Source organism: Massilia atriviolacea, from assembly GCF_003953935.1.
GTDB classification, from domain to species: domain Bacteria; phylum Pseudomonadota; class Gammaproteobacteria; order Burkholderiales; family Burkholderiaceae_D; genus Telluria_A; species Telluria_A atriviolacea.
In genome coordinates this window covers 280,746-304,596 of sequence record NZ_RXLQ01000001.1, presented here as the reverse complement: position 1 = coordinate 304,596, position 23,851 = coordinate 280,746, and the positions used below count along the sequence as shown (strand labels likewise).

General features: G+C 66.0%; 24 protein-coding genes. 16 read left to right on the top strand and 8 right to left on the bottom strand.

Annotated elements, in window-relative coordinates:
- Nucleotides 1-118 precede the first annotated feature (118 nt).
- From nadB to EJB06_RS01260, 11 genes are all read left to right on the top strand, one after another.
- Nucleotides 119-1,735 (top strand): L-aspartate oxidase, encoded by a 1,617-nt coding sequence (gene nadB / locus EJB06_RS01310; protein WP_126072190.1) that lies wholly within the window; start codon nucleotides 119-121, stop codon nucleotides 1,733-1,735.
- Nucleotides 1,736-1,782: 47 nt separating this feature from the next.
- Entirely contained in the window at nucleotides 1,783-2,688 is a 906-nt protein-coding gene (locus EJB06_RS01305) for a DMT family transporter (RefSeq protein WP_126072189.1), read from the top strand.
- Between the two features lie 10 nt (nucleotides 2,689-2,698).
- Nucleotides 2,699-3,100: a PPC domain-containing DNA-binding protein gene (locus EJB06_RS01300; RefSeq protein WP_126072188.1), complete on the top strand. Its 402-nt coding sequence runs from the start codon at nucleotides 2,699-2,701 to the stop codon at nucleotides 3,098-3,100.
- Nucleotides 3,090-3,914: an NAD-dependent protein deacetylase gene (locus EJB06_RS01295; protein WP_126072187.1), complete on the top strand. Its 825-nt coding sequence runs from the start codon at nucleotides 3,090-3,092 to the stop codon at nucleotides 3,912-3,914. The genes EJB06_RS01300 and EJB06_RS01295 overlap by 11 nt, the downstream gene beginning before the upstream one ends.
- A 111-nt stretch (nucleotides 3,915-4,025) precedes the next feature.
- Complete coding sequence (locus tag EJB06_RS01290; protein ID WP_126072186.1) at nucleotides 4,026-6,221, top strand: TonB-dependent siderophore receptor; 2,196 nt, start codon at nucleotides 4,026-4,028, stop codon at nucleotides 6,219-6,221.
- A 10-nt stretch (nucleotides 6,222-6,231) separates the two neighbouring features.
- Nucleotides 6,232-8,418, top strand: coding sequence for a TonB-dependent siderophore receptor (locus EJB06_RS01285; protein WP_126072185.1), 2,187 nt, complete (start codon nucleotides 6,232-6,234; stop codon nucleotides 8,416-8,418).
- 17 nt (nucleotides 8,419-8,435) lie between these two features.
- Nucleotides 8,436-9,164, top strand: coding sequence for a DUF4198 domain-containing protein (locus tag EJB06_RS01280; protein WP_126072184.1), 729 nt, complete (start codon nucleotides 8,436-8,438; stop codon nucleotides 9,162-9,164).
- Nucleotide 9,165: 1 nt separating this feature from the next.
- Complete coding sequence (locus tag EJB06_RS01275) at nucleotides 9,166-9,471, top strand: DUF3649 domain-containing protein (RefSeq protein ID WP_126072183.1); 306 nt, start codon at nucleotides 9,166-9,168, stop codon at nucleotides 9,469-9,471.
- A complete protein-coding gene (locus tag EJB06_RS01270) occupies nucleotides 9,468-11,081 on the top strand; it encodes a PepSY-associated TM helix domain-containing protein (RefSeq protein ID WP_126072182.1) in 1,614 nt (537 codons plus the stop codon). Before EJB06_RS01275 ends, EJB06_RS01270 begins: the two co-directional genes overlap by 4 nt.
- Nucleotides 11,078-11,434 (top strand): DUF3325 domain-containing protein, encoded by a 357-nt coding sequence (locus EJB06_RS01265; RefSeq protein WP_126072181.1) that lies wholly within the window; start codon nucleotides 11,078-11,080, stop codon nucleotides 11,432-11,434. The genes EJB06_RS01270 and EJB06_RS01265 overlap by 4 nt, the downstream gene beginning before the upstream one ends.
- Before the next feature lie 69 nt (nucleotides 11,435-11,503).
- Nucleotides 11,504-12,028, top strand: coding sequence for a lipocalin family protein (locus EJB06_RS01260; protein ID WP_126072180.1), 525 nt, complete (start codon nucleotides 11,504-11,506; stop codon nucleotides 12,026-12,028).
- Here the strand turns inward: EJB06_RS01260 and nadC are convergent.
- The 3 genes from nadC to EJB06_RS01245 all read right to left on the bottom strand — a co-directional run bounded on the left by nadC (nucleotide 12,018) and on the right by EJB06_RS01245 (nucleotide 15,733).
- Nucleotides 12,018-12,884, bottom strand: a complete 867-nt coding sequence (gene nadC / locus EJB06_RS01255; protein WP_126072179.1) for a carboxylating nicotinate-nucleotide diphosphorylase — start codon at nucleotides 12,882-12,884, stop codon at nucleotides 12,018-12,020. The two genes, EJB06_RS01260 and nadC, sit on opposite strands and share 11 nt — an antisense overlap.
- Nucleotides 12,881-14,014 carry a quinolinate synthase NadA gene (gene nadA / locus EJB06_RS01250; protein WP_126072178.1) on the bottom strand — a complete coding sequence of 378 codons (1,134 nt, stop codon included), beginning with the start codon at nucleotides 14,012-14,014 and terminating at the stop codon, nucleotides 12,881-12,883. Before nadA ends, nadC begins: the two co-directional genes overlap by 4 nt.
- A 120-nt stretch (nucleotides 14,015-14,134) precedes the next feature.
- Nucleotides 14,135-15,733 carry an ABC-F family ATPase gene (locus EJB06_RS01245; RefSeq protein WP_126072177.1) on the bottom strand — a complete coding sequence of 533 codons (1,599 nt, stop codon included), beginning with the start codon at nucleotides 15,731-15,733 and terminating at the stop codon, nucleotides 14,135-14,137.
- A gap of 548 nt (nucleotides 15,734-16,281) precedes the next feature.
- Between EJB06_RS01245 and EJB06_RS01240 the strand changes: the two genes are divergently transcribed.
- The 3 genes from EJB06_RS01240 to EJB06_RS01230 all read left to right on the top strand — a co-directional run bounded on the left by EJB06_RS01240 (nucleotide 16,282) and on the right by EJB06_RS01230 (nucleotide 17,627).
- The gene (locus EJB06_RS01240) at nucleotides 16,282-16,860 is read left to right on the top strand and encodes a hypothetical protein (RefSeq protein ID WP_126072176.1); all 579 of its coding nucleotides are present in this window, start codon (nucleotides 16,282-16,284) and stop codon (nucleotides 16,858-16,860) included.
- Between the two features lie 5 nt (nucleotides 16,861-16,865).
- Complete coding sequence (locus EJB06_RS01235) at nucleotides 16,866-17,105, top strand: hypothetical protein (RefSeq protein ID WP_126072175.1); 240 nt, start codon at nucleotides 16,866-16,868, stop codon at nucleotides 17,103-17,105.
- A gap of 174 nt (nucleotides 17,106-17,279) precedes the next feature.
- Complete coding sequence (locus tag EJB06_RS01230) at nucleotides 17,280-17,627, top strand: hypothetical protein (protein ID WP_126072174.1); 348 nt, start codon at nucleotides 17,280-17,282, stop codon at nucleotides 17,625-17,627.
- 39 nt (nucleotides 17,628-17,666) lie between these two features.
- Here the strand turns inward: EJB06_RS01230 and EJB06_RS01225 are convergent, their stop codons facing one another.
- Nucleotides 17,667-18,248 (bottom strand): hypothetical protein, encoded by a 582-nt coding sequence (locus EJB06_RS01225; protein ID WP_126072173.1) that lies wholly within the window; start codon nucleotides 18,246-18,248, stop codon nucleotides 17,667-17,669.
- A 205-nt stretch (nucleotides 18,249-18,453) separates the two neighbouring features.
- Here EJB06_RS01225 and EJB06_RS01220 point away from each other — a divergent pair, with 205 nt between their 5' ends.
- Nucleotides 18,454-18,981 carry a porin family protein gene (locus tag EJB06_RS01220; RefSeq protein WP_126072172.1) on the top strand — a complete coding sequence of 176 codons (528 nt, stop codon included), beginning with the start codon at nucleotides 18,454-18,456 and terminating at the stop codon, nucleotides 18,979-18,981.
- A 25-nt stretch (nucleotides 18,982-19,006) separates the two neighbouring features.
- Complete coding sequence (locus EJB06_RS01215) at nucleotides 19,007-19,384, top strand: nuclear transport factor 2 family protein (RefSeq protein ID WP_126072171.1); 378 nt, start codon at nucleotides 19,007-19,009, stop codon at nucleotides 19,382-19,384.
- 7 nt (nucleotides 19,385-19,391) lie between these two features.
- Here the strand turns inward: EJB06_RS01215 and EJB06_RS01210 are convergent, their stop codons facing one another.
- Genes EJB06_RS01210 through EJB06_RS01195 form a run of 4 tightly spaced genes read right to left on the bottom strand, consistent with a single transcriptional unit; the run spans nucleotide 19,392 to nucleotide 23,686 of the window.
- The gene (locus EJB06_RS01210; RefSeq protein WP_126072170.1) at nucleotides 19,392-20,573 is read right to left on the bottom strand and encodes a DUF418 domain-containing protein; all 1,182 of its coding nucleotides are present in this window, start codon (nucleotides 20,571-20,573) and stop codon (nucleotides 19,392-19,394) included.
- Nucleotides 20,570-21,847 carry an NAD(P)/FAD-dependent oxidoreductase gene (locus EJB06_RS01205; RefSeq protein ID WP_126072169.1) on the bottom strand — a complete coding sequence of 426 codons (1,278 nt, stop codon included), beginning with the start codon at nucleotides 21,845-21,847 and terminating at the stop codon, nucleotides 20,570-20,572. Before EJB06_RS01205 ends, EJB06_RS01210 begins: the two co-directional genes overlap by 4 nt.
- Nucleotides 21,840-22,763, bottom strand: a complete 924-nt coding sequence (gene ldcA / locus EJB06_RS01200) for a muramoyltetrapeptide carboxypeptidase (RefSeq protein ID WP_126072168.1) — start codon at nucleotides 22,761-22,763, stop codon at nucleotides 21,840-21,842. Before ldcA ends, EJB06_RS01205 begins: the two co-directional genes overlap by 8 nt.
- The gene (locus tag EJB06_RS01195) at nucleotides 22,760-23,686 is read right to left on the bottom strand and encodes an alpha/beta fold hydrolase (protein WP_126072167.1); all 927 of its coding nucleotides are present in this window, start codon (nucleotides 23,684-23,686) and stop codon (nucleotides 22,760-22,762) included. The genes ldcA and EJB06_RS01195 overlap by 4 nt, the downstream gene beginning before the upstream one ends.
- Nucleotides 23,687-23,851 lie beyond the last annotated feature (165 nt).

Here is a 23,851-nt window from a genome sequence, read left to right as displayed (position 1 = left end):
TTACAGAAGCACAAAAGGTATTGACTGGAAACAAGGAATTTTGGGCATTTCCGGAAGGCCAGACGCGCTGCACCCAAATAGACTATAGTGATGCTTCGCTATCAATTACTCACCTAACATGAAATTTGACGTCGCTATTGTCGGCAGCGGACTGGCCGGTCTGTCGGTTGCCCTGCATCTCGCGCAGACGCGCACCGTGGCCATCATCTCCAAACGGGCCCTGCTCGACGGAGCCAGCAACTGGGCCCAGGGCGGCATCGCCGCGGTGCTGGACTCGGGCGACAGCCACGCCCAGCACATCGACGACACCCTGGTCGCCGGCGGCGGCCTGTGCGACGAGGCGGCCACCCGCTTCATCGTCGAACACGGGCGCGAAGCGATCGAATGGCTGATCGACCAGGGCGTGCCGTTCACGCGCGACCCGAGCGCCGAAATGGGCTTTCACCTGACCCGCGAGGGAGGCCACAGCCAGCGCCGCATCATCCACGCGGCCGACGCCACCGGGCACGCGGTCCAGGTCACGCTCGAACAGAAGGTGCGCGCGCATCCGAACATCACCCTGTTCGAGCAGCACTGCGCCATCGACGTCATCACCTCCGACAAGGTGGGACCGAAGCCGGCCGCCGCCAGCGCCGGCCAGCCGCACTGCTACGGCCTGTACGTGCAGGACGAAAAAACCGGCAAGGTGCTCACCTTCGAGGCCGAGCACACGGTGCTGGCCACCGGCGGCGCCGGCAAGGTGTATTTATATACGACCAATCCGGATACCGCGACCGGCGACGGCATCGCCATGGCCTGGCGCGCCGGCTGCCGCGTCTCGAACATGGAATTCATCCAGTTCCACCCGACCTGCCTGTACCACCCGTACGCCAAGTCCTTCCTGATCACCGAAGCGATCCGCGGCGAAGGCGGCTTGCTCAAGCTGCCGCCCGAAGCCGGCGCCGCCGCCGGCACGCGCTTCATGCCGATGCACGACGAGCGTGGCGAACTGGCCCCGCGCGACGTGGTGGCGCGCGCCATCGACTTCGAGATGAAAAAGCGCGGCCTCGATTACGTCAATCTCGATATCAGCCACCAGTCGCCGGAATTCCTCAAGGAGCACTTCCCGACCATTTATGCGCGCTGCCTGGAACTGGGCATCGACATCACCAGGGAACCGATTCCGGTGGTGCCGGCCGTGCACTTCACCTGCGGCGGCATCGTCACCGACCTGGCCGGGCGCACCGATGTCCCGGGCCTGTACGCGGTCGGCGAAACGGCCTGCACCGGCCTGCACGGGGCCAACCGCCTGGCCAGCAATTCGCTGCTCGAATGCCTGGTGGTCGGTCGCGCCTGCGCGCACGACATCGCCGCCATGCCGAAAGGCGAAGCACGCGACCTGCCGGCCTGGGACGAAAGCCGCGTCACCAACGCCGACGAGGAAGTCGTCATCGCCCACAACTGGGACGAACTGCGCCGCTTCATGTGGAATTACGTCGGCATCGTGCGCACCACCAAGCGCCTGGAGCGCGCCCAGCACCGCATCGCGCTGCTCAAGGAAGAAATCGACGAGTACTACCGCAACTTCCGCATCACGCACGATTTGCTGGAACTGCGCAACCTGGTCGACGTGGCGTCGCTGATCGTCAACAGCGCGCTGACGAGGCGCGAAAGCCGTGGCCTGCATTTCAGCCGCGACTATCCGAATACGCTGCCGAAAGCCTTGCCGAGCGTGCTCACTCCTCCACGCCGTTAACGTCGGTCCCGCGCCAAGGCGGCTCTCGGCGCGAACGACGGCGACTCATGAACCAGAGACTGTCTCCCTCCACCATCGGTTTGCTGACCCTGCCCCCGCTTCTGTGGGCAGGTAACGCCATCGTCGGCCGCCTGGTGCGCGAGGCGGTGCCGCCGATGACGCTCAACCTGCTGCGCTGGTCGATCGCCATGCTGATCCTGCTGCCGCTGGGACGGCGCCTGTTCGCCAGCGACGCCCTGCGCGCCAACTGGCGCCGCTTCGCGCTTCTGGGCCTGCTCGGCATCGGCCTGTATAACTCCCTTCAATACCTGGCGCTGCAGAGCTCCACCCCGATCAACGTCACCCTGGTGGCGGCCGGCATGCCGGTCTGGATGCTGGCCATCGGCGCCCTGTTCTTCGGCGTGAAGGTCGGGCGCCAGCAGGTCGTCGGCGCCGCCATGTCGATCGCCGGCGTGCTGGTGGTGCTGTGCCGGGGCGACTGGCAGCAGTTGGCCGCGATGCGCCTGGTCGCCGGCGACCTGTACATGATCCTGGCGACCATCGCCTGGTCCTTCTATAGCTGGCTGCTGACGCGCCACAACGATCCGCCCGCCGTACGCGCCGACTGGGCCGCCTTCTTGCTGGCCCAGGTCATCTACGGCGTGCTGTGGTCGGGCGTATTCGCCGGAGTCGAATGGACCGGCGGCGCTGTATCCGTCCACTGGAGCTGGACCGTCGCCGCCGCCCTGATGTACGTGGCCATCGGCCCGGCCATCATCGCCTTTCGCTGCTGGGGGGCCGGCGTGCAGCGCGCGGGACCGAACGTAGGCGCCTTCTTCAGCAACCTGACCCCGCTGTTCGCAGCCATGATGTCGTCCGCTTTCCTGGGCGAACTGCCGCACCTGTACCACGGAGCGGCGTTTGCGCTGATCGTCGGCGGGATCGTGTTCTCGTCGCGCCGCAAGGCCGGGTAGAATCGGGCGCATGAAGACACTTCCCCTCCGACTGCAACCGGGCCAGGACTTGCGCGCCGCCCTGGCCGGCGTGCTGGCCGATCAGGGCGCGGCGGCCGGCTTCGTTTTGCAGGGCATCGGCAGCCTGCGCGGCGCGCGCCTGCGCCTGGCCGGTGCCTCCGACGCGACCGAAGTCGAAGGCGACATCGAAATCCTGACCCTGGCCGGCTCGCTGTCGCCGGACGGCCCGCACCTGCACATGGCGCTGGCCGATGCGGCCGGACGCGTCGTGGGCGGCCATGTGCTGGCCGGCTGCACCATCCGCACCACGGCCGAAATCCTGGTCGCCCTGCTGCCCGCGCACCGCTTCACGCGCGAGCCGGACGCCGCCTCCGGCTTCGACGAACTGGTGGTGCATTCCCATGACGGCTGACGGCGACGCCCTGGCCGGCTTTGTCGGGCGCCACCGGCGCATCCTGGTCTTGAGCGGCGCCGGCATGAGCACCGCGTCCGGCATCCCCGACTACCGCGACCGCGACGGCGTGCGGCGCGGCAAAACGCCGGTCCAGGGCCCGGAATTCCGCAAGCTCGAGGCGGTGCGCAAGCGCTACTGGGCGCGCAGCATGGTCGGCTATCCTGCCCTGTCGGCCGCCGCGCCCAACGCCGGTCACGCCGCCCTGGCCGGCCTGCAGGCGGCGGGAAGGCTGGGCGCGCTGATGACGCAGAATGTCGACGGCCTGCACCAGCGCGCCGGCAGCGCCGATGTCCTTGAACTGCACGGCAACATCCACAAGGTGGTCTGCCTGGACTGCCACGCCAGCTTTCCGCGCAGTTTCGTGCAGGGGCAGCTGGTCGAAGCCAATCCGGCGCTGGCCGGCGCCGTGGCCACGCCCGCACCGGACGGCGACGCCCACCTGGAGCCGGACGCGCTGGCCGAATTCCACCTGCCGTACTGCGTCCACTGCGGCGGCACGCTGAAACCGGACGTGGTGTTTTTCGGCGACGGCGTGCCGGCCGCCGTCACGCGCGAGGCGCTCGCGCGCATGGAGGCGGCCGATGCCCTGCTGGTCGTCGGCTCTTCGCTGGTGGTGTATTCCGGATATCGCTTCTGCCGCATGGCGGCCGCCAGCGGCAAGCCGATCGCCGCCATCAACCTGGGCAAAACCCGGGCCGACGACCTGCTCGCGCTCAAGCTCGAAGCCAGCGCCGAGAGCGCCCTGCCCGCCCTGCATATCCGTTTAGCATAAAGCACCATTGCCGGATTGAAATCAAACCGCTATAATTGAGAATAATTCTCATTCAATAGCCAGCCATCGCATCAACAGCCAGCCATTGCACTTTATCTCAGGATGGTTCCCATGGCGCACTACGCACCTGTCGGCCCGGCGTATGCCGGCGCCGCGCACTGTAATCCCCTTCCGCTGGCCGCAGCGGTCCGCTCCGCCCTCATCTTCGCCGCGCTCGCCGCTCCCGCTTCCCTGGCCTACGCCGGCGAGGCGGCCGACGACGCCCCCGCCGCTGTCGCCATGCCGGTCATCACCGTCGACGGCAAGAAGGAAGACAACGGCTACGTCGCGCGCCGCAGCGGCGCCGGCACCAAGACCGACACCCCGCTGATCGAAACCCCGCAGTCGATCAGCGTGATTCCGCGCGAGCGTTTCGAGGAACAGGGCGCGCAGACCCTGCGCCAGACCCTGAACTACAGCGCCGGACTGGTATCGAGCTACTTCGACAGCCGGGTCGATTCGGTCACCTCGCGCGGCGGCAATCCGGCCATGCTGCAGGACGGCGTGCAGTCGAACTTCGGCACCTACAACACCACCCGCCCCGATCCGTACACGCTCGAACGGGTCGAAGTGCTGCGCGGGCCGTCGTCGGTCCTGTACGGCCAGGGCGGCATCGGCGGCGTGGTCAACCTGGTCTCCAAGCGGCCGATGGCGACCTCGCAACGCGAAGTGCAGGTGCAAATCGGCAGCAACAGCCGCAAGCAGGTTTCGCTCGACATCAACCAGGTGCTGGACAAGGACGGCCACTGGCTGGCGCGCCTGGTCGCCGTGGGCCGCAACAGCGGCACGCAGGTGAACATGGTCGACGACGACCGCAAGCTGATCGCCCCCTCGCTGACCTGGGCGCCGAACGCGAATACCTCGCTCACCTTGCTGGCCCTGCGCCAGGAAGACCAGAGCGGCTCGATGATCGGCTTCTTCCCATGGCAGGGCACCCTGCTGCCGACCAAATACGGCCAGATTCCGACCAGCCTGTTCACCGGCGAGCCGGGTTACGACGCCTACGACACCGAGCAGACAGCGCTCGGCTACCTGTTCAGCCACCGCTTCAACGATGCCCTGAGCCTGCGCCAGACCATGCGCAAGACCAAAAGCGAAGTCGATTACCGCAGCGCCTACACCAGCTTCACCGCCGTTGCGGCGACCGGCCGGCCGGCGCGCCCGGTGTTCAACGCCGACCAGCGCACCATCAACCGCGACCTGACGCAGAACCTGAACAATCTGGAGACCCTGCTGGTCGACACCCAGCTGGAAGCCAAGCTGGCCACCGGTCCGCTGCAGCACACGATCCTGTTCGGCGCCGATGTGCAGCGCGTCGAAACGCGCCAGGCCAGCGGGCGTGGCGTGGCCGCGCCGCTGGACGTGTACGCGCCGGTGTACGGCAACTACACCCGCCCGGCATCGCTGGCCCACCTGCCGACCACCAATCTGCGCCAGAACGGCTACTACCTGCAGGACCAGGTCAAGTACGGCCCGCACTGGGTCGCGGTGCTCGGCCTGCGCCACGACGGCGTGACCAACGATGTCGAAGGCCGCGCCAGCGCGCGCACCGACGATAGCGCGAATACGAAGCGCGTCGGCCTGCTCTACCTGGCCGACGGCGGCTGGTCGCCGTATGTCAGCTACGCCGAATCGTTCCTGCCGCTCGGCGGCGTGGACCTGGGCGGCAAGGCGTTCGAACCGCAGCGCGGCGAACAGTGGGAAGCCGGCCTGAAATGGCAGCCCCCGGGCCGCAACCTGATGACCACCCTGGCCGTCTACGACCTGCGCGACACCAACCGCAAGACCGCCGACCCGGCCAATCCGCTCAACAGCATCCAGATCGGCGAAGTGCACGTGCGCGGCCTGGAACTGGAAAGCGCCGGCAACCTGGGACGCGACTGGGACTGGACCGCCGGCTACGCCTACACCGACGCCACCGTCTCGCGCAGCAACGGCGCCGACAAGGGCAAGCGCCTGAGCGGCATCCCCAAGCACAATGTGTCGGCCTGGCTGACGCACCGCTTCTCGGTCGCGCAGCAGGACGGCTTTTCGGCCGGCGCCGGCGTGCGCTACCTCGGCTCCTCGATGGACGGCCTCGACCAGCTCGAAACGCCCGACATCACCCTGCTCGACGCCATGCTCTCGTACAGCAGCGGTCCGCTGCGGGTGGCGCTCAACGTCACCAACCTGACCGACAAAGTCCAGATTTCGACCTGCCTCGCGCGCGGCGACTGCTTCTACGGCCAACGCCGCGCCGTCGCCCTGACCGCCCGCTACACTTTTTAAGCATCCGTCAATGAACATGACCTTACATCCCCTTGCATTGGCAGTCCGCTCGGCGCTGCTGCTTTCCATCGCCGGCGCGGCCCATGCCGCCGCCCCTGAAGCGGCGCCCGACGACGCGCCCGTGAGCGTGGTCGAAATCCACGGCGACAAGAACGACGGCACCTCGTACGGCGCGCGCGCCGCCAGCACCGCCACCCGCTTCAACCTGTCGCTGCGCGAAACGCCGCAGTCGGTCACCGTCATCACGCGCCAGCGCATGGACGACATGAACCTGACCAGCATCGCCGACGTGCTGGTGCAAACGCCCGGCATCACGGTGCAGGAAAACGATAGCGAGCGCACCGGCTTTTCGTCGCGCGGCTTCTCGATCAGTAACTTCCAGGTGGACGGCGTGGCCGCCAACTACAGCTCGGGCAACAGCGCCCTGTTCGACACCGCCCTGTACGAGCGCATCGAAGTGGTGCGCGGCGCCACCGGCCTGGTAACCGGCGCGGGCGACCCGTCGGCCACGATCAACATGGTGCACAAGCGCCCGACGCGCGAATTGAGCGGTTCGGCCTCGGTCAACGTCGGTTCGTGGGACATGCGGCGCGTGCAGGCCAACATCTCGGCGCCCCTGAATGCGTCAGGCAGCGTGCGCGGCAGCCTGACCGGCGTGGTGCAGAACCGCCATTCGCACCTGGACCTGTACAAGGAGCGCAAGATCGTCGCCGGCGCCATGGTCGAGGCGGACCTGGGCCGCGACAGCCTGCTGACCGTGGGCGTCGACTACCAGCACAACACGCCCAAAGGCACGACCTGGGGCACCACGCCGCTGTTCTTCAGCGACGGCACCCCGGCCAACCTGCCGCGCTCATTCAATGTGGCGGCCGAGTGGAGCAGCTGGGAGCGCACCTACCGCAATGCGTACGCCAACCTCGAACACCGCATCAACGACGACTGGAAGGTCAAGGTCTCGTACAACCGGCTCGATTCCACCTCCGACGGCGCGCTGTTCTACGGCGGCAGCGGCTATCCGAACCGCGACGGCACCGGGCTGTCCGTGTGGACCAACGTCTTCCCGTATGAGGAAACGCAGGACAACCTGGACCTGTACGCGACCGGCGCCTTCCATCTGTTCGGACGCAAGCACGAGCTGGTGGCCGGCTGGAACGGCTGGCGCCGCGACGGCGTCAGTCCCGCGATGGCGATTGAAGACCCGCTGCCGTTCCCGCTGACGATTCCGGACTTCCGCAACTGGACCGGCAAGGTGCCGCAGCCGAAATCGTGGCGCACCGGCGCGAGCAGCGCGGCGGTGACCGAGCAATCGGGCGCCTACCTGGCCACGCGCCTGCGCCTGGCCGATCCGCTGCAGGTGATTGCCGGCGCGCGCCTGAGCACCTGGAAGACGCGCACCGACAACTTCAACACCAGCGGCGGTTTTGTCAACGCCACCGGGCGCTACGAATCGAAGGACGTGCTGACGCCGTATGCGGGCGTGGTGTTCGACCTGGCGCCGGCGACCTCGCTGTACGCCAGCTACAGCGACTTGTTCAAGCCGCAGAACTACAAGGACAAGAACAACAACTTCCTCGACCCGGTCACCGGCAGCAATGTGGAAGCGGGCGTGAAGGCCGAATTCTTCGGCGGCCGCCTGAATGCCGCCGTCGCCGTGTTCGAAGCCAAGCAGGATAACCTGGGCGAGGAAGACAGCTCGGTGCCGCAGGGCGTGCTGCTGCCCGATGGCAGCCGTCCGTACGTCTCGACCGGCAAGGGCACCAAGAGCCGCGGCGTGGAAGCCGAAGTGGCGGGCACGCCGATGCCGGGCTGGCAGCTGTCGGCCGGCGTCACGCGCAGCACCTCGCGCAATGCCAAGGATGTTCTGGTCAACACGATCCAGCCGCGCGACATGGTGCGCATCACCAGCACCTGGCGCCTGCCGGGCGCATGGCGCGATGTGACGATCGGCGGCGGCGTGAACTGGCAGAGCGAAATCTACACCACGGCCACCGCGCCGACCGGCAAGGTGCGCACCAGCCAGGCCGCCTACACGCTGCTCAACCTGATGGCCCGCTACCAGATCACGCGCCAGCTGTCGGCCGGGATCAACATCAACAACCTGCTCGACAAGACTTACTACCGCCGCGTGGGGTTCTACAACGGCGGCTATTACGGCGAGCCGCGTTCGGTATCGGCCAACCTGCGTTATCAATACTAATCACAACAAGGACAACCATGAAACACTACGCAAGCACCCTCCTCGCCACGCTGCTGTGCGGCGCCTTTGCCAGCGCGAACGCGCACCAGATCTGGATCGAACAGGATGGCAAGACCGCCTCCGTCTACTTCGGCGAGTTCGGTGAAAACCTGCGCGAAGCCTCGCCCGGCCTGCTCGACAAATTCGTCGCGCCGAGCGCCACCCTGATCGGCGCCGGCGCCGACCGCAAACTGAAACTCGACAAAACCGCCGGCGCCTTCGTGCTGTCGGCGCGCGCCGCCGAGGGCCAGAGCATCGTGGCCGAAGAAGCGAACTACCCGGCTTTCGAAAAGAAGACCGGCGACACGGTGGTGCGCTCGATCTGGACTCCGGCCGCGCGCCTGGTCAACGGCAGCGCCGCGCAGCAGGCCCGCCTGACGCTCGACATCGTCCCGACCGGCAAACCGGGCCAGTTCCAGCTGAGCTACCAGGGCAAGCCGCTGGCCAAAACCAAGGTCGGCGTGGTGGCGCAATCGGGTTGGGCCAAGGAAGCGCAGAGCGATGAGCAAGGCCTGGTCAGCTTCGCCATGCCGTGGAAAGGCACCTACGTGCTGGAAGCGCACCACACCGACAAGAGCGGCGGCCAGCGCGACGGCAAGCCCTACGACGTGGCCAACTACGTCACCACCATGAGCATGGTGCAGAGCACCGGCGCCGCCGCCATCGCGCCGCCGCCGGCCGCCAAACCGAACGTCAATACGCCGTAAGATGCGCCTGTCCGCCCCTCTCGCTTACCGGCTGGGCGTCGGATCGCGCGCGCTGGCCGCCATCCTCGGCGGCTATGCGCTGGCGGCGGCGGCCAGCGCCCTGCTCGCGCTGCTGCTGCCGCGCGTGCTGGGTACCGGACGCGCCGATGCCGTCATCGCCGCCACCCTGTCCTCGTTCGCCGTCTACACCGGCGCCGTGATCTGGGTGTTCGCCGCCCGCAGCGCCACGCGCGCCTGGCTTGGCCTGCTGCTGCCGGCGGCCGGCATGGCCGCCATCGTCTATCTTTTGTACCGGAACGTCCCATGAAAGAAAATCTCCGCCAGTCGATGGCCTGGCTGCACACCTGGTCCGGCCTGTTGACGTGCTGGGTCCTGCTGGTGATCTTCGCCGGCGGCACCGCCAGCTACTATCAGGAAGAAATCACCTTCTGGATGGAGCCGGAACTGCACGGCGTGGCCGCGAACAAGGCCAGCAGCGTCGACGCCGCCGAGATGGCGGTCAAGGCGCTGCAGGCGCGCGCGCCGGATGCCCCGCGCTGGTTCATCAACCTGCCGACCGCGCGCAACGAGGCCGTGCGCATCGCCTGGACCGCGCCGCCACCGCCGGAAGGCGCGCCGCGCAAACGCCAGCGCCTCAAATCGGCCCTGATCGATCCGGTCACCGGCGCCGCGCTGGCCGAACCGCGCGATACCCGCGGCGGACAATTCCTGTATCGCCTGCACTTCGACCTGCACTACATGTCGCCCCTGTGGGCGCGCTGGATCGTGGGCTTTTGCGCGATGTTCATGCTGGTGTCGATCATCAGCGGCGTGATCACGCACAAGCGCATCTTCAAGGACTTCTTCACCTTCCGCCCCAACAAGGGCCAGCGCTCCTGGCTCGACGCGCACAATGCGACGGCGGTACTGGCGCTGCCGTTCCACCTGATGATCACCTACACGGGCCTGGTGACCTTGATGTTCATGTACATGCCCAGTGCGGCCGAGGTGGCGTACAGGGGCGACCGCGACAAGTTTACCGAGGAAGTCTTCCCCAGCGCCGGCAAGCCGGCCAAGAAGCCGGGCGAAGCGGCCGTGCTGGCGCCGCTGCGGCCGATGCTGGAACAGGCCGAGCGCCACTGGGGCGGCAACGGCCACGCCGGATCGATCACGGTCAATCATCCGAACCACGCCAACGCCAGCATCTCGATCACGCGCGCCAGCGCACGCGATCTGTCGTACAAGCAGCCGGCCATGCAGTTCGACGGCGTGAGCGGCGCGCTGCTGGCCAGCGCCGGCGACCAGCTGGCGCCGCCGGCGGCGACGCACGGCGTGATGTACGGCCTGCACGTGGCGCGCTTTGCGGAGCCGCTGCTGCGCGCCCTGTTCTTCATTTCCGGCCTGGCCGGGTATGCGATGGTGGCCACCGGCGCGATCCTGTGGGCGGTCAAGAGCCGCCAGTCGCAGGCCAAGGCGCTCAAGGCCGGCGCCCGCATCGGCTTCGGCACGCGCCTGGTGGAGGCGCTCAACATCGGCGCGATTGCCGGCTTGCCGATCGCCCTGGCTTGCTACTTCTGGGCCAATCGCCTGCTGCCGGTCGGGATGGACAAACGCCCGGACAATGAAATCGCCGTCTTCTTCGCCGCCTGGGGCGCTGCCGCGCTGCTGGCGCAGATCAAGCCGGACCGCGCGATGTGGCGTTTGCAGCTGGCCGCCGGCGCGCTGCTGTTCGGCGCGATCCCGCTATTGAATGCTTTCACCACGACCTCGCACCTCGGCGTGAGCCTGTTCAAGGGACCGAGTGCGGTGGCGTGGTTCGACATCACGGTCCTGGCACTCGGGCTGCTGCTCGGCTACGCCGCGTTGCGGCTCGGCCGTGGCAAGGCCAAGGACGCCAGGACGCCGGCGGTCGGCGCCGGGATCGGGGCGGCATCATGAGCGGCGCCTTGTATATGGTGGCGGTGTTCGCGCTCTGCCACGCCGGTTTCGGCGCGCTCAGCGTGGCGATGGACCGCCATTACGCCGACATGCACGGACGCGGGCAAGAGCCGCCGCCGGCCGTGCGCCAGCGCCTGCAGGCGGCCGGCGCGGCCGCGCTGGCGCTGGCCTTGGCCGCTGCCGTGCTCAAGGCGGGCGGCGGCCATGGTCCGCTGGTCTGGCTGGGCGGGATGACCGCGGCGGCGCTCGCGCTGGTACTGCTGCTGACCTACGCCCCGCAGCGGGTGGCGCGGCTGGCCCAGGCGGCGGGCGCGGTCGGCGCGATCGCGTTCGCACTCGGCGCGCTGCTGTAGCAATCGCGCAAGGGGCTGGCCACCCCTTGGGCTACAATCGAACTCGACATTCTTAGCGTGGAGTTCACCATGAAAATATTGCTTGCTGTGATGGCGTTCGTACTGGCCGGCTGCGTGTCCAAGCCGCCGGGCATCGAACCGGTCGCCAATTTCGACTCGGCCCGCTATCTGGGCAAATGGTACGAAATCGCCCGCCTGGATCATTCTTTCGAACGCGGCTTGAGCCGGGTATCGGCCGAGTACAGCCTGCGCGACGATGGCGGCATCAAGGTCGTCAACCGTGGCTATAACGCCGAGAAAAAGGAATGGAAGCAGTCGGAGGGCAAGGCGTATTTTGTCGAGAAGCCGGATGTGGGCTTTCTGAAAGTGTCGTTCTTCGGTCCCTTTTACGGCTCGTATATCGTGTTCGACCTCGATCGCGACAAGTACGGCTATTCGCTCGTCAGCGGACCCGATCGCGACAACTTATGGCTCTTGTCGCGCACCCCGACCATGGACGAGGCAACAAAAAAGCGCCTGGTCGATAAAGCCCAGGCGCTCGGTTTCGATACATCGAAACTGATCTACGTCGACCAGTCCCCGCTCAGTCAATAATCCGCAGCGAGAAATCGGTGGCCTTGATGTCCTTGGTCAGGCTGCCGATGGAAATGCGGTCGACGCCCGTTTCGGCGATGGCCCGCACACTCTCCATATTCACCCCACCGGACGCTTCCAGCAGCGCGCGTCCGGCATTGAGCGCGACCGCGTGGCGCATCGTCGCCAGCTCGAAATTATCGAGCAGGATCGAGGTGGCGCCGGCATCGAGCGCTTCGCCCAACTGGGCCAGGGTTTCGACTTCGATCTGGATCGACACGCCGGCGTCGAGCGCCTGCGCGGCCGCCAGCGCCTTGGCCACGCCGCCGGCGGCCGCGATATGATTTTCCTTGATCAGGATGCCGTCGTATAAAGCCATGCGCTGGTTCTTGCCACCGCCGACACGCACCGCGTACTTTTGGGCCTGGCGCAGGCCCGGCAGGGTTTTGCGCGTATCGAGGATGGCGGCCTTGGTGCCTTCGACCACGTCCACATAGCTGCGCGTGACGGTCGCCACGCCCGACAGCAGTTGCATGAAGTTCAGCGCGGCGCGCTCGGCCGTCAGCAAGGCGCGCGGCGGCGCCTCGATGGTGCAGACCACGCTGCCGGCGTTCATCAGGTCGCCTTCGGCATATTGCCAGTCGACATCAATGCTCGGATCGAGGGCCAGCATCACGCCTTCGAACCACGGTCCGCCGCAGAGCACGGCTTCTTCGCGGACGATGACGCGGGCGCGCACGCGGGTGTCGTCCGGCACCAGTTTGCCGGTCAGGTCGCCGCTGCCGACGTCTTCCAGCAAGGCGGCCAGCAGGTTCGATTCGAAGGCCGCTTGCAGCGCTTCGTCGAAGACGGCGTAGGGATTCTGTAGATTACTCATGCTGGGCCCACTCCGGAAAACAGGGTTGCTTCATTGGCCAACGCACTGGTCGGCAAGGCTTTGGCTTTTTTTGCTGCGGCGAAATCGAGCATGCGGTCGATGGCGCGCACGGCTTCCTTGCCCACGTGCGGGTCGACATGGATTTCGTTGCTGCCGCTCTCGAGCACATCGGCCAGGTTTTGCAGGCCGTTCATGGCCATCCACGGACAGTGCGCGCAGCTCTTGCAGGTCGCGCTGTTGCCGGCGGTCGGCGCTTCGATGAAATGCTTGCCCGGCGCGGCGGCGCGCATCTTGTGCAGGATGCCATTGTCGGTGGCGACGATGAAGGTGGTGGCATCCATCGTTTGCGCGGCGTTGATCAGCTGGGTCGTCGAGCCGACCACATCGGCCAGGGCCACCACGTTGGCGGGCGATTCCGGATGGACCAGTACGCGCGCTTCGGGATGCTCGGCCTTGAGCAGGTCGAGTTCGATCCCCTTGAATTCGTCGTGCACCAGACAGGAGCCCTGCCACAGCAGCATGTCGGCGCCGGTTTGCTTTTGAATGTAGGAACCGAGGTGCTTGTCCGGCGCCCACAGGATCTTCTTGCCCTGCGCATGCAGGTGGGCCACGATGTCGAGGCCGATGGACGAGGTCACCATCCAGTCGGCGCGCGCCTTGACGGCGGCGCTGGTGTTGGCGTACACCACGACCGTGCGGTCGGGATGGGCGTCGCAAAAGCGCGAAAATTCGTCGGCCGGGCAGCCCAGGTCGAGCGAACAGGTGGCGTCCAGGTCAGGCATCAGGATGCGTTTTTCGGGGCTGAGGATCTTCGCCGTTTCGCCCATGAAACGCACGCCGGCGACGACCAGCGTTTTTGCCGGATGATCGCGGCCGAAGCGCGCCATTTCGAGTGAATCGGAAACGCAGCCGCCGGTTTCTTCGGCCAGGTCTTGCAGGTCGCCATCGACGTAATAATGGGCGACCAGTACCGCTTCGCGTTCCTTCAGCAGGCGCTTGATGCGCTCCTTGAGGGCGGTTTTTTCGGCGGCGGACGGGACCGCCGGGGTGCGCGCCCAGGCCTGGGCGGTGCAGCTCTGGCCGGCCTGGGGATGCTCGTATTCGACGGCTTTGATAGGGAGAATATTCATGTCGGTACTATCTCACAAGAGAGGAATCGTTGCAGGAAGGCGCCGTGAAACGACGCGCGGGCACCTCGGTGCCCGCCCTGCTCCAGCGCCGACGGGACGCCTGGCGCCCCGTCCCATGACTTAGTCGATGCCCTGGCTCTTCAGATAATCCTCGTAGTTGCCACGGAAATCGACGATTTCGTTTTCCTTGATTTCGAGGATGCGGTCGGCCAGCGACGAGACGAATTCGCGATCGTGCGACACGAAAATCAGGGTGCCGGTGTATTTTTCGAGTGCGATGTTGAGCGACTCGATCGATTCCATGTCCATGTGGTTGGTCGGCTCGTCGAGCAGCATGACGTTGTGACGGCCGAGCATCAGCTTGCCGTACATCATGCGGCCTTTTTCACCGCCGGACAGCACGCGCACCGATTTCTTCACGTCGTCGCCGCCGAACAGCAGGCGGCCGAGGATCGAGCGCACAGCCTGGTCGTCGTCGCCTTCCTTGGTCCACTGGCCGATCCAGTCGGTCAGGACGGCATCGCTGGCGAAGTCTTCGGTCGGATCTTGCGGCATGTAGCCGACGTTGGCGTTTTCCGCCCACTTGACGCGGCCGGTGTCCGGCTGCAGGCCGGTCAGTTCGGCGCCGATCGAGCGCAGCAAGGTGGTCTTGCCGGCGCCGTTGGCGCCGATGATGGCGATGCGCTCGCCCGCTTCGACCATGATGCTGAAATTCTTGAACAGCTGGCGGTCGTACTTCTTGGAAATGCCTTCGACTTCCACCGCCAGGCGGTGCAATTTCTTCTCGGCTTCGAAGCGCACGAATGGATAGGCGCGCGACGACGGCTTGATGTCGTCGACCTTGATCTTCTCGATCTGCTTGGCGCGGGACGTTGCCTGGCGCGCCTTGGATTTGTTGGCGGCGAAGCGGCGCACGAAGTCTTGCAGCTCGGCGACTTTTTCCTTGGCCTTGGCGTTGTTGGCCAGTTGCTGGTTGCGCGCCTGGGTCGAGGCGAACATGTACTCGTCGTAATTGCCCGGATACACCTTGAGGGTGCCGTAGTCCATGTCGGCCACGTGGGTGCACACCTGGTTCAGGAAGTGGCGATCGTGGGAAATGATGACCATGGTCGAATTGCGGTCGTTGAGCACGTCTTCGAGCCAGCGAATCGTGTTGATGTCCAGGTTGTTGGTCGGCTCGTCGAGCAGCAGGATGTCCGGATTCGAGAACAGGGCCTGGGCCAGCAGCACGCGCAGCTTCCAGCCCGGCGCCACGGCGCTCATCGGGCCCTGGTGCTGGTCGATCGAGACGCCGGCGCCGAGCAGCAGTTCGCCGGCGCGCGCTTCGGCCGAGTAGCCGTCGTATTCGGCAACCTTGCTTTCGAGCTCGGCCGCGTGCATGTAGTCGTCGTCGGTCGCGTCCGGATTGGCGTAGATGGCGTCGCGCTCGGAGATGGCGTTCCACAGCTCGGTGTGGCCCATCATCACCACGTCCAGCACGCGCATTTCTTCGAAGGCGAACTGGTCCTGGCGCAGCTTGCCGAGGCGCTCGTTCGGATCGAGCATGACGGTGCCGGCCGACGGCTCGAGGTCGCCGCCGAGGATCTTCATGAAGGTCGACTTGCCGCAGCCGTTGGCGCCGATCAGGCCGTAGCGATTGCCGTCGCCAAATTTGACGGAGATGTTCTCAAACAGCGGCTTGGCGCCGAACTGCATCGTGATATTTGCTGTGGATAACATGCTTTTTTGTATGTTTTGTGTATAGAATCAGGCGCTTAAGCGCGAAAGCGCCATTATACAATACCCACTACAGGCCACTGTAGTGCACGCTGAAAAACAATGACCTGCAGCGGTGTTTCAAACGCCGCATGGCCGGGCGGTTCGAGCGGCGGGCGCGGCCGGATTAATCGTCATCGCCGGCAAGGCTGGCAAACCGCAGCCCACAATGGCGCCGCTCCTCTCGGACCAGGGCAACGCACGGTTGACGGTCTGGGTCGGCACGCAGAACGGTCGAGATGACGCCGCCTATCCCGCCGCACCTGGTCCACGCAGCATCGGAATCCGCAGGCGTTCGACGCGCGCGGCAGCGCCGGGACGTCAGCCGCATGTCGGCGTACGGCGATCGGGGAAGTTGCTCGAGTGCCGGGCTACCTGGGCAGCCGGGCGCCCGGAGCGTCGGAAATTCTGACATGCCGGCGGCGCAGAATTGAGCTACCTCAAAATCCTGGCACGTCGCTCGCTCATGATTCGCCTATCCGCCGACTTCACGGCGGCCCAAAGGAGGCATCATGGACAGCGTCGTCAGAGGCGATCTGCAGGACATCGAAACCCGGCTGAATCGCTTGATGCTACAAGCACCGGACAGCCCAAATCAAGGAGACATTGGCGCAATGGATATCGTTGGACTCGGGGCAGCCCTTGGCGCCGGTTTTGGCGCGCATGTTGTTCAGCAGGCGGGGCCCGTGGCCGGCAGTTCCGCCCTTGGGGTCTATGGAGCCGCCATAGGCGGCGTTGCTGCCGCTGGCGTGGCAGGCTGGAAGATCGGAGGCATAATCGGAGAAATCCCCGCCGTGAGCAAATATCTTGACTATGCGACTGGGATCATCGTGAATATTCCGTCCGAACTCGGCCACCTTTATGTGAAGCCAGCCTTCCCAGATGAGCACTGGAAATTCAACCCAGGGCCTGGCTCGACGCCAAGCGACGTGTGGTGGTACGTGCCCGAGATTGGTGATCATGTTGCGGGGACCGGCGATACTGTGTTCAGAGACCCGTTCGAGGCAATCGGGCGTGCTGGCATCGACAATCACAGCGACGATGCAGGCGGCGGAAGCAAGATCGCTTTAATGGCCATCGCAAAGGCATAAACCCCATGAAACCGGACAGCCGATTTTGGCGCGATGCTGCTGTTATTGTCGCAGTGGGCCTCGTTGTGTGTAGCATGTTCTGGCTTTTGCTGAATACATTCTACATCAACGACATGCCGGCGGTGGTCAGGCACTGGATGCCCGTTTTTGTGTTTATCGTGGCTGTCTGGCAGTTGATTGCCCATCGGCTGAGGAATCAGCCACAGGAACAGGCGGGGCAAGATTCTGCTGCACCGCCGCCTTGAGCCCGATCGGTTCGGCCTCGCTGCGCCGGAAATAAACGGCGCGATGGCTGCAAATGTCATAAGTGCCCATGAATGGCGACGAACAGCATGCGGCTTTGAACTTCGCGCGGGCGCAGCGGTCGAACACCAGTGCGATGCGGATCTCGGTGCCGGGTAGCCGCAGAGGGATTTGTTATGCGGACTTTATTTGCATTTTTTTGTACATTGCTTGTCATTGTTGCGCCAGCGACGGCGGTCGATACAGTCAATCTCGACGAGCCGAGTGCGTTGTCGCGGGTAGAGCGCGACAACCCGGCGCACGCCAGATCAATCAACCGGATTTTGCGAGCAGCGCCCACAATGACACCGGGGCATCTCGCGCAATGGTTGAAAACCAGTTTCGATGCGCAGACGGTGTCGACGCAGTTGATGAAAACGAGCGATCCGCCTCAAGCCAGGCTGTCGTTTATGCTTGGGAATACACAGTATAAGGCGACCGTAACGCTCGTTTCAGCCGGTGCGATGCGCGTGCCAACGGGCTGAGCCAACGCTTGCAGCCTACCCAACCGGTGGGGCCGCCCGCTACGTGCGCTTGATGCCGAAATCGCTCGCCTTGATTTTGGCCATGCGCCCATCCGGGTGGTGCCAGACAATGCCCTCGATAATGTGTTCGCTCAGGTACTCGCGCAGGGCGGCAAAGCTGCGCGGGCAGTCGAGCAGTTGATCCCTGCCATGCGGAACCAGGATGTGTTCGGTCAGGCGCTCGGGATTGGCGCCGTGGCGCGTGCCGATCTTTGGGCCGCACACTTCATACGTTCCGTCGGGAACCGCCCCGCCACCGAACAACTCGCGCGCGCCCCACTCCACGCCTTCGATGATGCGCGCCGAATCCGGCCCGACCGCCGGAACCCAACCCGGCCAGTGACCGGTCGCCTCGTCCGCCGCCGGCTGGGCGGGCATGAAGTCGGCAGGCGGCGTGCGTCCCGCCTTGGCGTCGTAGCGTTTATAAACGACGCCATCGGCGACCAAGACCGCCATGCCGTCCCACTTGCGGGTCGCCACGCCCTCGCCGGCGGCCACCCATTCGGCGCCCGGCACGATGTCGTCGCGTACCTGGCGGTCGCCGTCGTAATTACGTTGAAACAGAGAAACGATTTTCTTCATGGAGTCCTTCCAATCGGCGCGATTAAACGGGTCGCGCCGGCCCCGATCCTGTCACCGCATCGGAGACTGAAAAACGTTCCCTGAGCGATTTGACTATCTTATTCATATGGCATGATTGATACTTTTGCCATGTTTCCGTTTATAATTCCGGCCAGCAATGGCCGATCACCTTCAGGCCGTCGCATAAACCCACTCAGGATAGTCCATGCGAATGATAATCGGCAGTGCGCTGCTCGCACTCGTCACCGTTGTTTCCACACCGGTACTGGCGGTACAAAACGGTCCCGGCGTCTACGCCGGTATCCAGGTCGGCCAGGCATCTTCATCGAACGACCGGATCGAACGCGATGAACTGTCGATCGGACTTCGTACCGGCTACCAGATCGACAAACACATCGGCGTCGAGCTGTTCAGCCATTCGCTCAGTTTCATCGAATTCGGCTATGGCTTCAGCCGCAACGAGCCGGCCTACCCGGAGCAGCACTACGGCATCGCGGTCACGGGCACGATTGCGCTGGACGGGCGATTCAGCCTGACCGGCCGCGCCGGCATCGGGCGCACTAAAATGCACTCGTACTGGTCGGGCAAGGACGATTATAACGAGAACGATCCGAGTATTGGCGGCGGCCTGCGTTTCAATTTCAATCCGCACTGGTCGATCAACGCCGAAGCGATGCGCCTGACAAAAACCAGGGTGACGGTCGTCTCGACCGGATTTCGCTATCAGTTCTGATGAATTCAATCCACAAGGACGCGCAATGGACAATACGCAGGCACAAGAGCACATCATCGGGCTGGAAGAACAGTTGCGGGACGCCATGCTGGGCACGGACATCGACGCGCTCGACCGCCTGATCGCGCCCGACTTGCAATTTACCACCCATATGGGCCAGGTGATCGGCAAGCAGCAAGACCTCGACATGCACCGTTCGGGCTTGCTGAAGTTTCGCGCGATCGAGGCGGCCGAACGCCTCGTCACGGCGGACGGCCAGGTCGGCGTCATCTCGGCCCGCATGCGCCTGGTCGGCAGCTTCGGCGAGGCGCCATTCAACCTCGATCTGCGGTGCACCCGCACGTGGCGCCGGGCGTCAGACGGACAGTGGCAGATCCTGGCCGGTCACATGAGCGTCGTCTGAGCCGCTGCTAAGCCCCCGCAGCAAAGCGGCGCCACAGCGCTTCCATCGGCCCCTGGGCGTGGCGCTGCATCCACCAGCGGCTCCACAGCGCCTGCGCCGCCATCAGCAGCACGCACAGGCAAAGCAGTCCGGCATGCGACAGCCGCGCGCCCAGGCCCAGGCCCGTCCCCTGGATCAGGAAGCCGAGCAGCACCGACTGCGCCAGGTAATTGGTCAGCGCCATCCGCCCCACCGGCGCAAGCCAGTGCGCCAGGGATGCCACCGCGCGCTCCGGCGCGCGCATCGCCAGGGCCACGTAGCCGGCCGCCATCAGCGGTCCGGCGACTTCGACCAGGAACGAGACAAAGGCCGCCAGCGCCCCGCCGGCATGGGGATCGACCGCATCGCGCAGCGCGGCCCAGCCCCACCACAGGTTGACCGGTACGCCCACCCACAGTGCGGCCAGCAGCACCCTGCCCCAGAATGCGCGATGGCGGCCGGGCCGCGTGAGCCAGCCCAGGCGCACGCTGACCACCCCCAGCAGGAACAGCAGCGCGACCTTCGGCAGGAAGAACAGCGAGTTGAGAAGGTTGCCCCAGAAGTCATCCAGCCGCTCGCGCGCGATCTCGGCCAGCGTCCCCTGGCTGTAGACAGCCTGCGTGCGCGCAATCTCGTCCACGCCCCAGCTCACGGCCGCTGGCGGCATCGTCATCAACTGCTGCGTGAGGTAAGCCATGAAGCACAGCACCGCGATATTGAGCGCGACCAAGCGGCCGAGCGAGGCGACGATGTCGGCCAGCCTGCGCCCCGCCTGCGTCATCAGCCAGAAGCCGCACATCGCGTACACGGTCAGAATGTCGCCGAACCACAGCAGGGAGCCATGCAGCACGCCGCAGCCCAGAAGCCAGGCGATGCGCCGGCGGTAGGTGGTCTTGATGCGCTCGAGCTGCGGGCCCGGAAAATGCCGTCCGCCCGTCTGCAGCGCGAAACCGGCGCCGAACAGGAATGCGAAGACCGGATAGAACTTCTGCTCCGCGAACGCGGCCACTACGAATACCACCACCTGGTCGAGCAGCGGCGCATGCTCGCCGATGATGCCGTAGCGCGAAAAGTTATTCCCGATCGCGAAGCCCCAGACATTGACCAGCATGATGCCGAAGACGGCGATCCCGCGCAGCGTATCGATGCGCACCGAGCGCGCGGCCTTCATTGGCGCATCCAGTCGCGCAGTTGGTAGTACCAGTAGGTCATCTGCGCGGCGGCCAGGCCCGCCGGACCGCCGGCGAACGGCAGGCCCCAGGGGGCGAAGCGCGCCAGCGCGGCGCCGTCGCCGGCGATGGCGGCGGCGATGGCCTCGCCGGCCAGGGTGGTCGGCGCCACGCCATGGCCGCCGAAGCCCATGCCGTACCACAGGCCATCCGGCAGGCGCCCGAGCTGCGGCATCTGATGGCGCGCGTAGCTCATCATGCCGCTCCACGCATGCGCCACGCGCACGCCCGCCAGTTGCGGATAGACCTTGAGCATATCCCGGTGCAGCAGGCGCGCCACCTCAAGGCCGCCGCGTTCGCGCACGGCGATGCGTCCGCCCCACAGCAGGCGCGTATCGGCCAGCGGGCGGTAATAGTCGAAGGCGAAACGGGTGTCGTAGACCGCCGCGCCGGTGCGCATGGCCGTGTGCAGGCGCTCGCCGAGCGGCTCGGTCACCATGACGTAGGTGGCGATCGGCAGGGCCGCGCGCGACAGGCGCGGAAGCAGTTTGTCGATGTAGCCGCCGCAGCACACGACCACCTCGCGCGCCCGCACGCTGCCGCCTGGCGTCGTCACGCGCCAGCCCTCGCCTTCGGCGACGATGGTGGTAGCCCTGCTGTGTTCATGCACGCGCACGCCCTTGTGCGCCAGCACGCGGGCCAGGCCCTGCGCGTATTTAAGGGGATGAAAATGAAACGCGGCCGGCTCGAACAGGCCGCCGAAATAGCGCGCCGAATCGAGTTTTTCGGCCAGCTGCGCACGCGACACGCGCTCCCACTCGACGCCCATGCAATCGCTCATGAAGCGTTGATGCGCGTCGAGCAGGCGGGCGTCGTCGAACCAGTTGGCCAGGTACACGCCTTCATGGCGCGCGTCGCAGTCGATGCCGTAGTCGGCGATGCGGCGGCGGATGCGCTCGACGGCGTCGAGCGTCATCCGGTACAGCACGCGCGCGGCGTCCACGCCGATGCTGGCGGCGATGCGCCGCTCGCCGAGCGAAAAGCCGCCGAAGACAAAACCGCCGTTACGCCCCGAAGCGCCATGGCCGACCCGTGCGGCGTCGAGCAGCACGATATCGCGCACGCCGCGCTCCATCAGCCCGATGGCCGTCGCCAGCCCGGCGAAACCGGCGCCGACGATGCACACCGCCGCGTCGGCCGGCCCGGCCAGCGGCGCGTAGGTGTCGCCAGGCGACGTGGCGCGGTAGTAGTCGTGCGCCGCCAGGGCCTCAGGCATGCGCGATGGTGGGATAGCCGCTCATGGTCAGCGTGAAGCCGGCGTCGTCGGAGACCAGCTGCGCGTGCGCGCCGAAGGGAATCGTCACGCGCTGCGCCATATGCCCGAACTGCAGGCCGGTGAGCACCGGAATGGGCAAGGTGGCGCGCAGGTAGGCCAGCATGGCGGCAAAATCGTAGCCGTTATCGGCGGGCGTGAGGCGATAGCCCGAAAAATCGCCCAGGACCAGCGCCTTCTGGCGCGCCAGCACGCCGGACTGCAGCAACTGCAGCAGCATGCGCTCGACGCGGTAAGGATGCTCGTTGATGTCTTCGACGAAGACGATGCCGTCGTCGATGCGCGCGAAGTAGTCGGTGCCGACCAGCGAGATGAGCATGGCCAGGTTGCCGCCCCAGATCGTGCCTTCCGTCGCCAGCGCCGGATTGCCGTCCGCGCAGGCGCGGATCACGTGGCGCGGACCGCGCAGGCAGTGCCAGAAGTCGTCCTGCGTGAACGCCACCGGCTCTGCGGTCCCGAAGTCGCTGTAGAACATCGGGCCGGCGTAGCTTTGCGCGCCGGTCTTTGCCATCAGGCCCATATGAAACGCGGTGAAGTCGCTGTAGCCGACAAAGATCTTGCCGCTGGCCGCCATGCGCGCGAAATCGATGCGCGGCAGCAGGCGCGTGAGGCCATACTGGCCGCGCAGGGCCATGACCACCTGCACCTGCGGATCGCAGGCGGCGGCGTCGAGCTGCGCGAGGCGGGCGTCGTCGGTGCCGCCGAAGCGCTGGAATACCTTGTCGGCCTCAAAGTAGTTATGGACCGTGTGGCCCTGCGCAACGAGGGAGGCGATGCCGCGTTCGATGGCGGCGTTGTCGCTGCCAAAGCCGCTCGGAGCAACGATGGCGATGCCGATGCCGTTAGGGTGTGTGGTCACTGTTTTTCGAAAAGCCGCGCTGTGGAGTCGGGGCTTATCTTACCGTGCGCGTGCTCATCGATCAAGGCGAGCAGGCGCTCGATCAGTTGCGGCGGCAGGTCGTGGCCCATGCCCTCGATGACGTGCAGGCGCGCGCCGGGCACCAGGCGCGCCGTGTCTTCGCCGGCGGCCAGCGGTACCAGCGGATCGGCCGCGCCGTGGATCACCATCGTGCGCACGCGGATCGACTTGAGCAGTTCGCTGCGGTCGCCCGTGGCGACGATGGCGACCAGCTGGCGCGCCAGCCCGGCCGGGCACAGGTTGCGCTTGACCGAACGCAGGATGCGCTCGCGCAGCAGGCGTTCGGGAGTCGGATAGGCCGGGCTGCCGATCACGCGCATGGTGTGCACCATGTGCTCGACCAGGCTGTCGAGGTCGCGCGTGTTGCGGGCCGGGCGCATCAGCAGTGCGCGCGCTTCCTTGCTCGGTCCGGGCAGGCCGCGGCGCCCGCTGTCGGACATGATGGAGGTCAGGCTGATGACGCGCTCCGGATGCAGGGCGGCCAGGATCTGCGCAATCATGCCGCCCATCGACGCGCCCACCACGTGCGCCCGCGCGATGCCGAGGGCGTTGAGGACGCCGAGCGCATCGTCCGCCATGTCGGACAGGGTGTAGGCGCCGCGCTGCGGCCAGCGCAGCAGGCGCCTGAGCCAGGCCAGCGGCAGGCTGGGCGTGCCGGCATGGTCGAATTTGGTGGACAGGCCGCTGTCGCGGTTGTCGAAGCGGATGACGTAGAACCCGAGGTCGACCAGGCCGTCGACGAAATCGTCCGGCCAGGCCGTCAGTTGCATGCCCAGGCCCATGATCAGCAGCAGCGGCGCGTCCTTGGGGTCGCCTGCTGTTTCGTAGGCGATCCGGATCCCGTTGGCGGTCAGAATAGGCATGCTGGCTGGCTTGCTGGTGATGGGTTAAGTCGCGGGTTCAGCCGCGGCCGGTGCGCACCGCCTGCGCTGGCGCTGGAGCGCAGGACCGGATGCGATCGAGCATACCATTTTTGCGCGGCGGCTGACATACCTTGCGTGCCGGCACGCGCTGCCGCCACGCTTCCA

Coding starts and splice junctions, on each gene's coding strand:
- nadB (WP_126072190.1), top strand. CDS start 119: ATGAAATTTGACGTCGCTATTGTCGGCAGCGGACTGGCCGGTCTGTCG.
- EJB06_RS01305 (WP_126072189.1), top strand. CDS start 1,783: ATGAACCAGAGACTGTCTCCCTCCACCATCGGTTTGCTGACCCTGCCC.
- EJB06_RS01300 (WP_126072188.1), top strand. CDS start 2,699: ATGAAGACACTTCCCCTCCGACTGCAACCGGGCCAGGACTTGCGCGCC.
- EJB06_RS01295 (WP_126072187.1), top strand. CDS start 3,090: ATGACGGCTGACGGCGACGCCCTGGCCGGCTTTGTCGGGCGCCACCGG.
- EJB06_RS01290 (WP_126072186.1), top strand. CDS start 4,026: ATGGCGCACTACGCACCTGTCGGCCCGGCGTATGCCGGCGCCGCGCAC.
- EJB06_RS01285 (WP_126072185.1), top strand. CDS start 6,232: ATGAACATGACCTTACATCCCCTTGCATTGGCAGTCCGCTCGGCGCTG.
- EJB06_RS01280 (WP_126072184.1), top strand. CDS start 8,436: ATGAAACACTACGCAAGCACCCTCCTCGCCACGCTGCTGTGCGGCGCC.
- EJB06_RS01275 (WP_126072183.1), top strand. CDS start 9,166: ATGCGCCTGTCCGCCCCTCTCGCTTACCGGCTGGGCGTCGGATCGCGC.
- EJB06_RS01270 (WP_126072182.1), top strand. CDS start 9,468: ATGAAAGAAAATCTCCGCCAGTCGATGGCCTGGCTGCACACCTGGTCC.
- EJB06_RS01265 (WP_126072181.1), top strand. CDS start 11,078: ATGAGCGGCGCCTTGTATATGGTGGCGGTGTTCGCGCTCTGCCACGCC.
- EJB06_RS01260 (WP_126072180.1), top strand. CDS start 11,504: ATGAAAATATTGCTTGCTGTGATGGCGTTCGTACTGGCCGGCTGCGTG.
- nadC (WP_126072179.1), bottom strand. CDS start 12,884: ATGAGTAATCTACAGAATCCCTACGCCGTCTTCGACGAAGCGCTGCAA.
- nadA (WP_126072178.1), bottom strand. CDS start 14,014: ATGAATATTCTCCCTATCAAAGCCGTCGAATACGAGCATCCCCAGGCC.
- EJB06_RS01245 (WP_126072177.1), bottom strand. CDS start 15,733: ATGTTATCCACAGCAAATATCACGATGCAGTTCGGCGCCAAGCCGCTG.
- EJB06_RS01240 (WP_126072176.1), top strand. CDS start 16,282: ATGGACAGCGTCGTCAGAGGCGATCTGCAGGACATCGAAACCCGGCTG.
- EJB06_RS01235 (WP_126072175.1), top strand. CDS start 16,866: ATGAAACCGGACAGCCGATTTTGGCGCGATGCTGCTGTTATTGTCGCA.
- EJB06_RS01230 (WP_126072174.1), top strand. CDS start 17,280: ATGCGGACTTTATTTGCATTTTTTTGTACATTGCTTGTCATTGTTGCG.
- EJB06_RS01225 (WP_126072173.1), bottom strand. CDS start 18,248: ATGAAGAAAATCGTTTCTCTGTTTCAACGTAATTACGACGGCGACCGC.
- EJB06_RS01220 (WP_126072172.1), top strand. CDS start 18,454: ATGCGAATGATAATCGGCAGTGCGCTGCTCGCACTCGTCACCGTTGTT.
- EJB06_RS01215 (WP_126072171.1), top strand. CDS start 19,007: ATGGACAATACGCAGGCACAAGAGCACATCATCGGGCTGGAAGAACAG.
- EJB06_RS01210 (WP_126072170.1), bottom strand. CDS start 20,573: ATGAAGGCCGCGCGCTCGGTGCGCATCGATACGCTGCGCGGGATCGCC.
- EJB06_RS01205 (WP_126072169.1), bottom strand. CDS start 21,847: ATGCCTGAGGCCCTGGCGGCGCACGACTACTACCGCGCCACGTCGCCT.
- EJB06_RS01195 (WP_126072167.1), bottom strand. CDS start 23,686: ATGCCTATTCTGACCGCCAACGGGATCCGGATCGCCTACGAAACAGCA.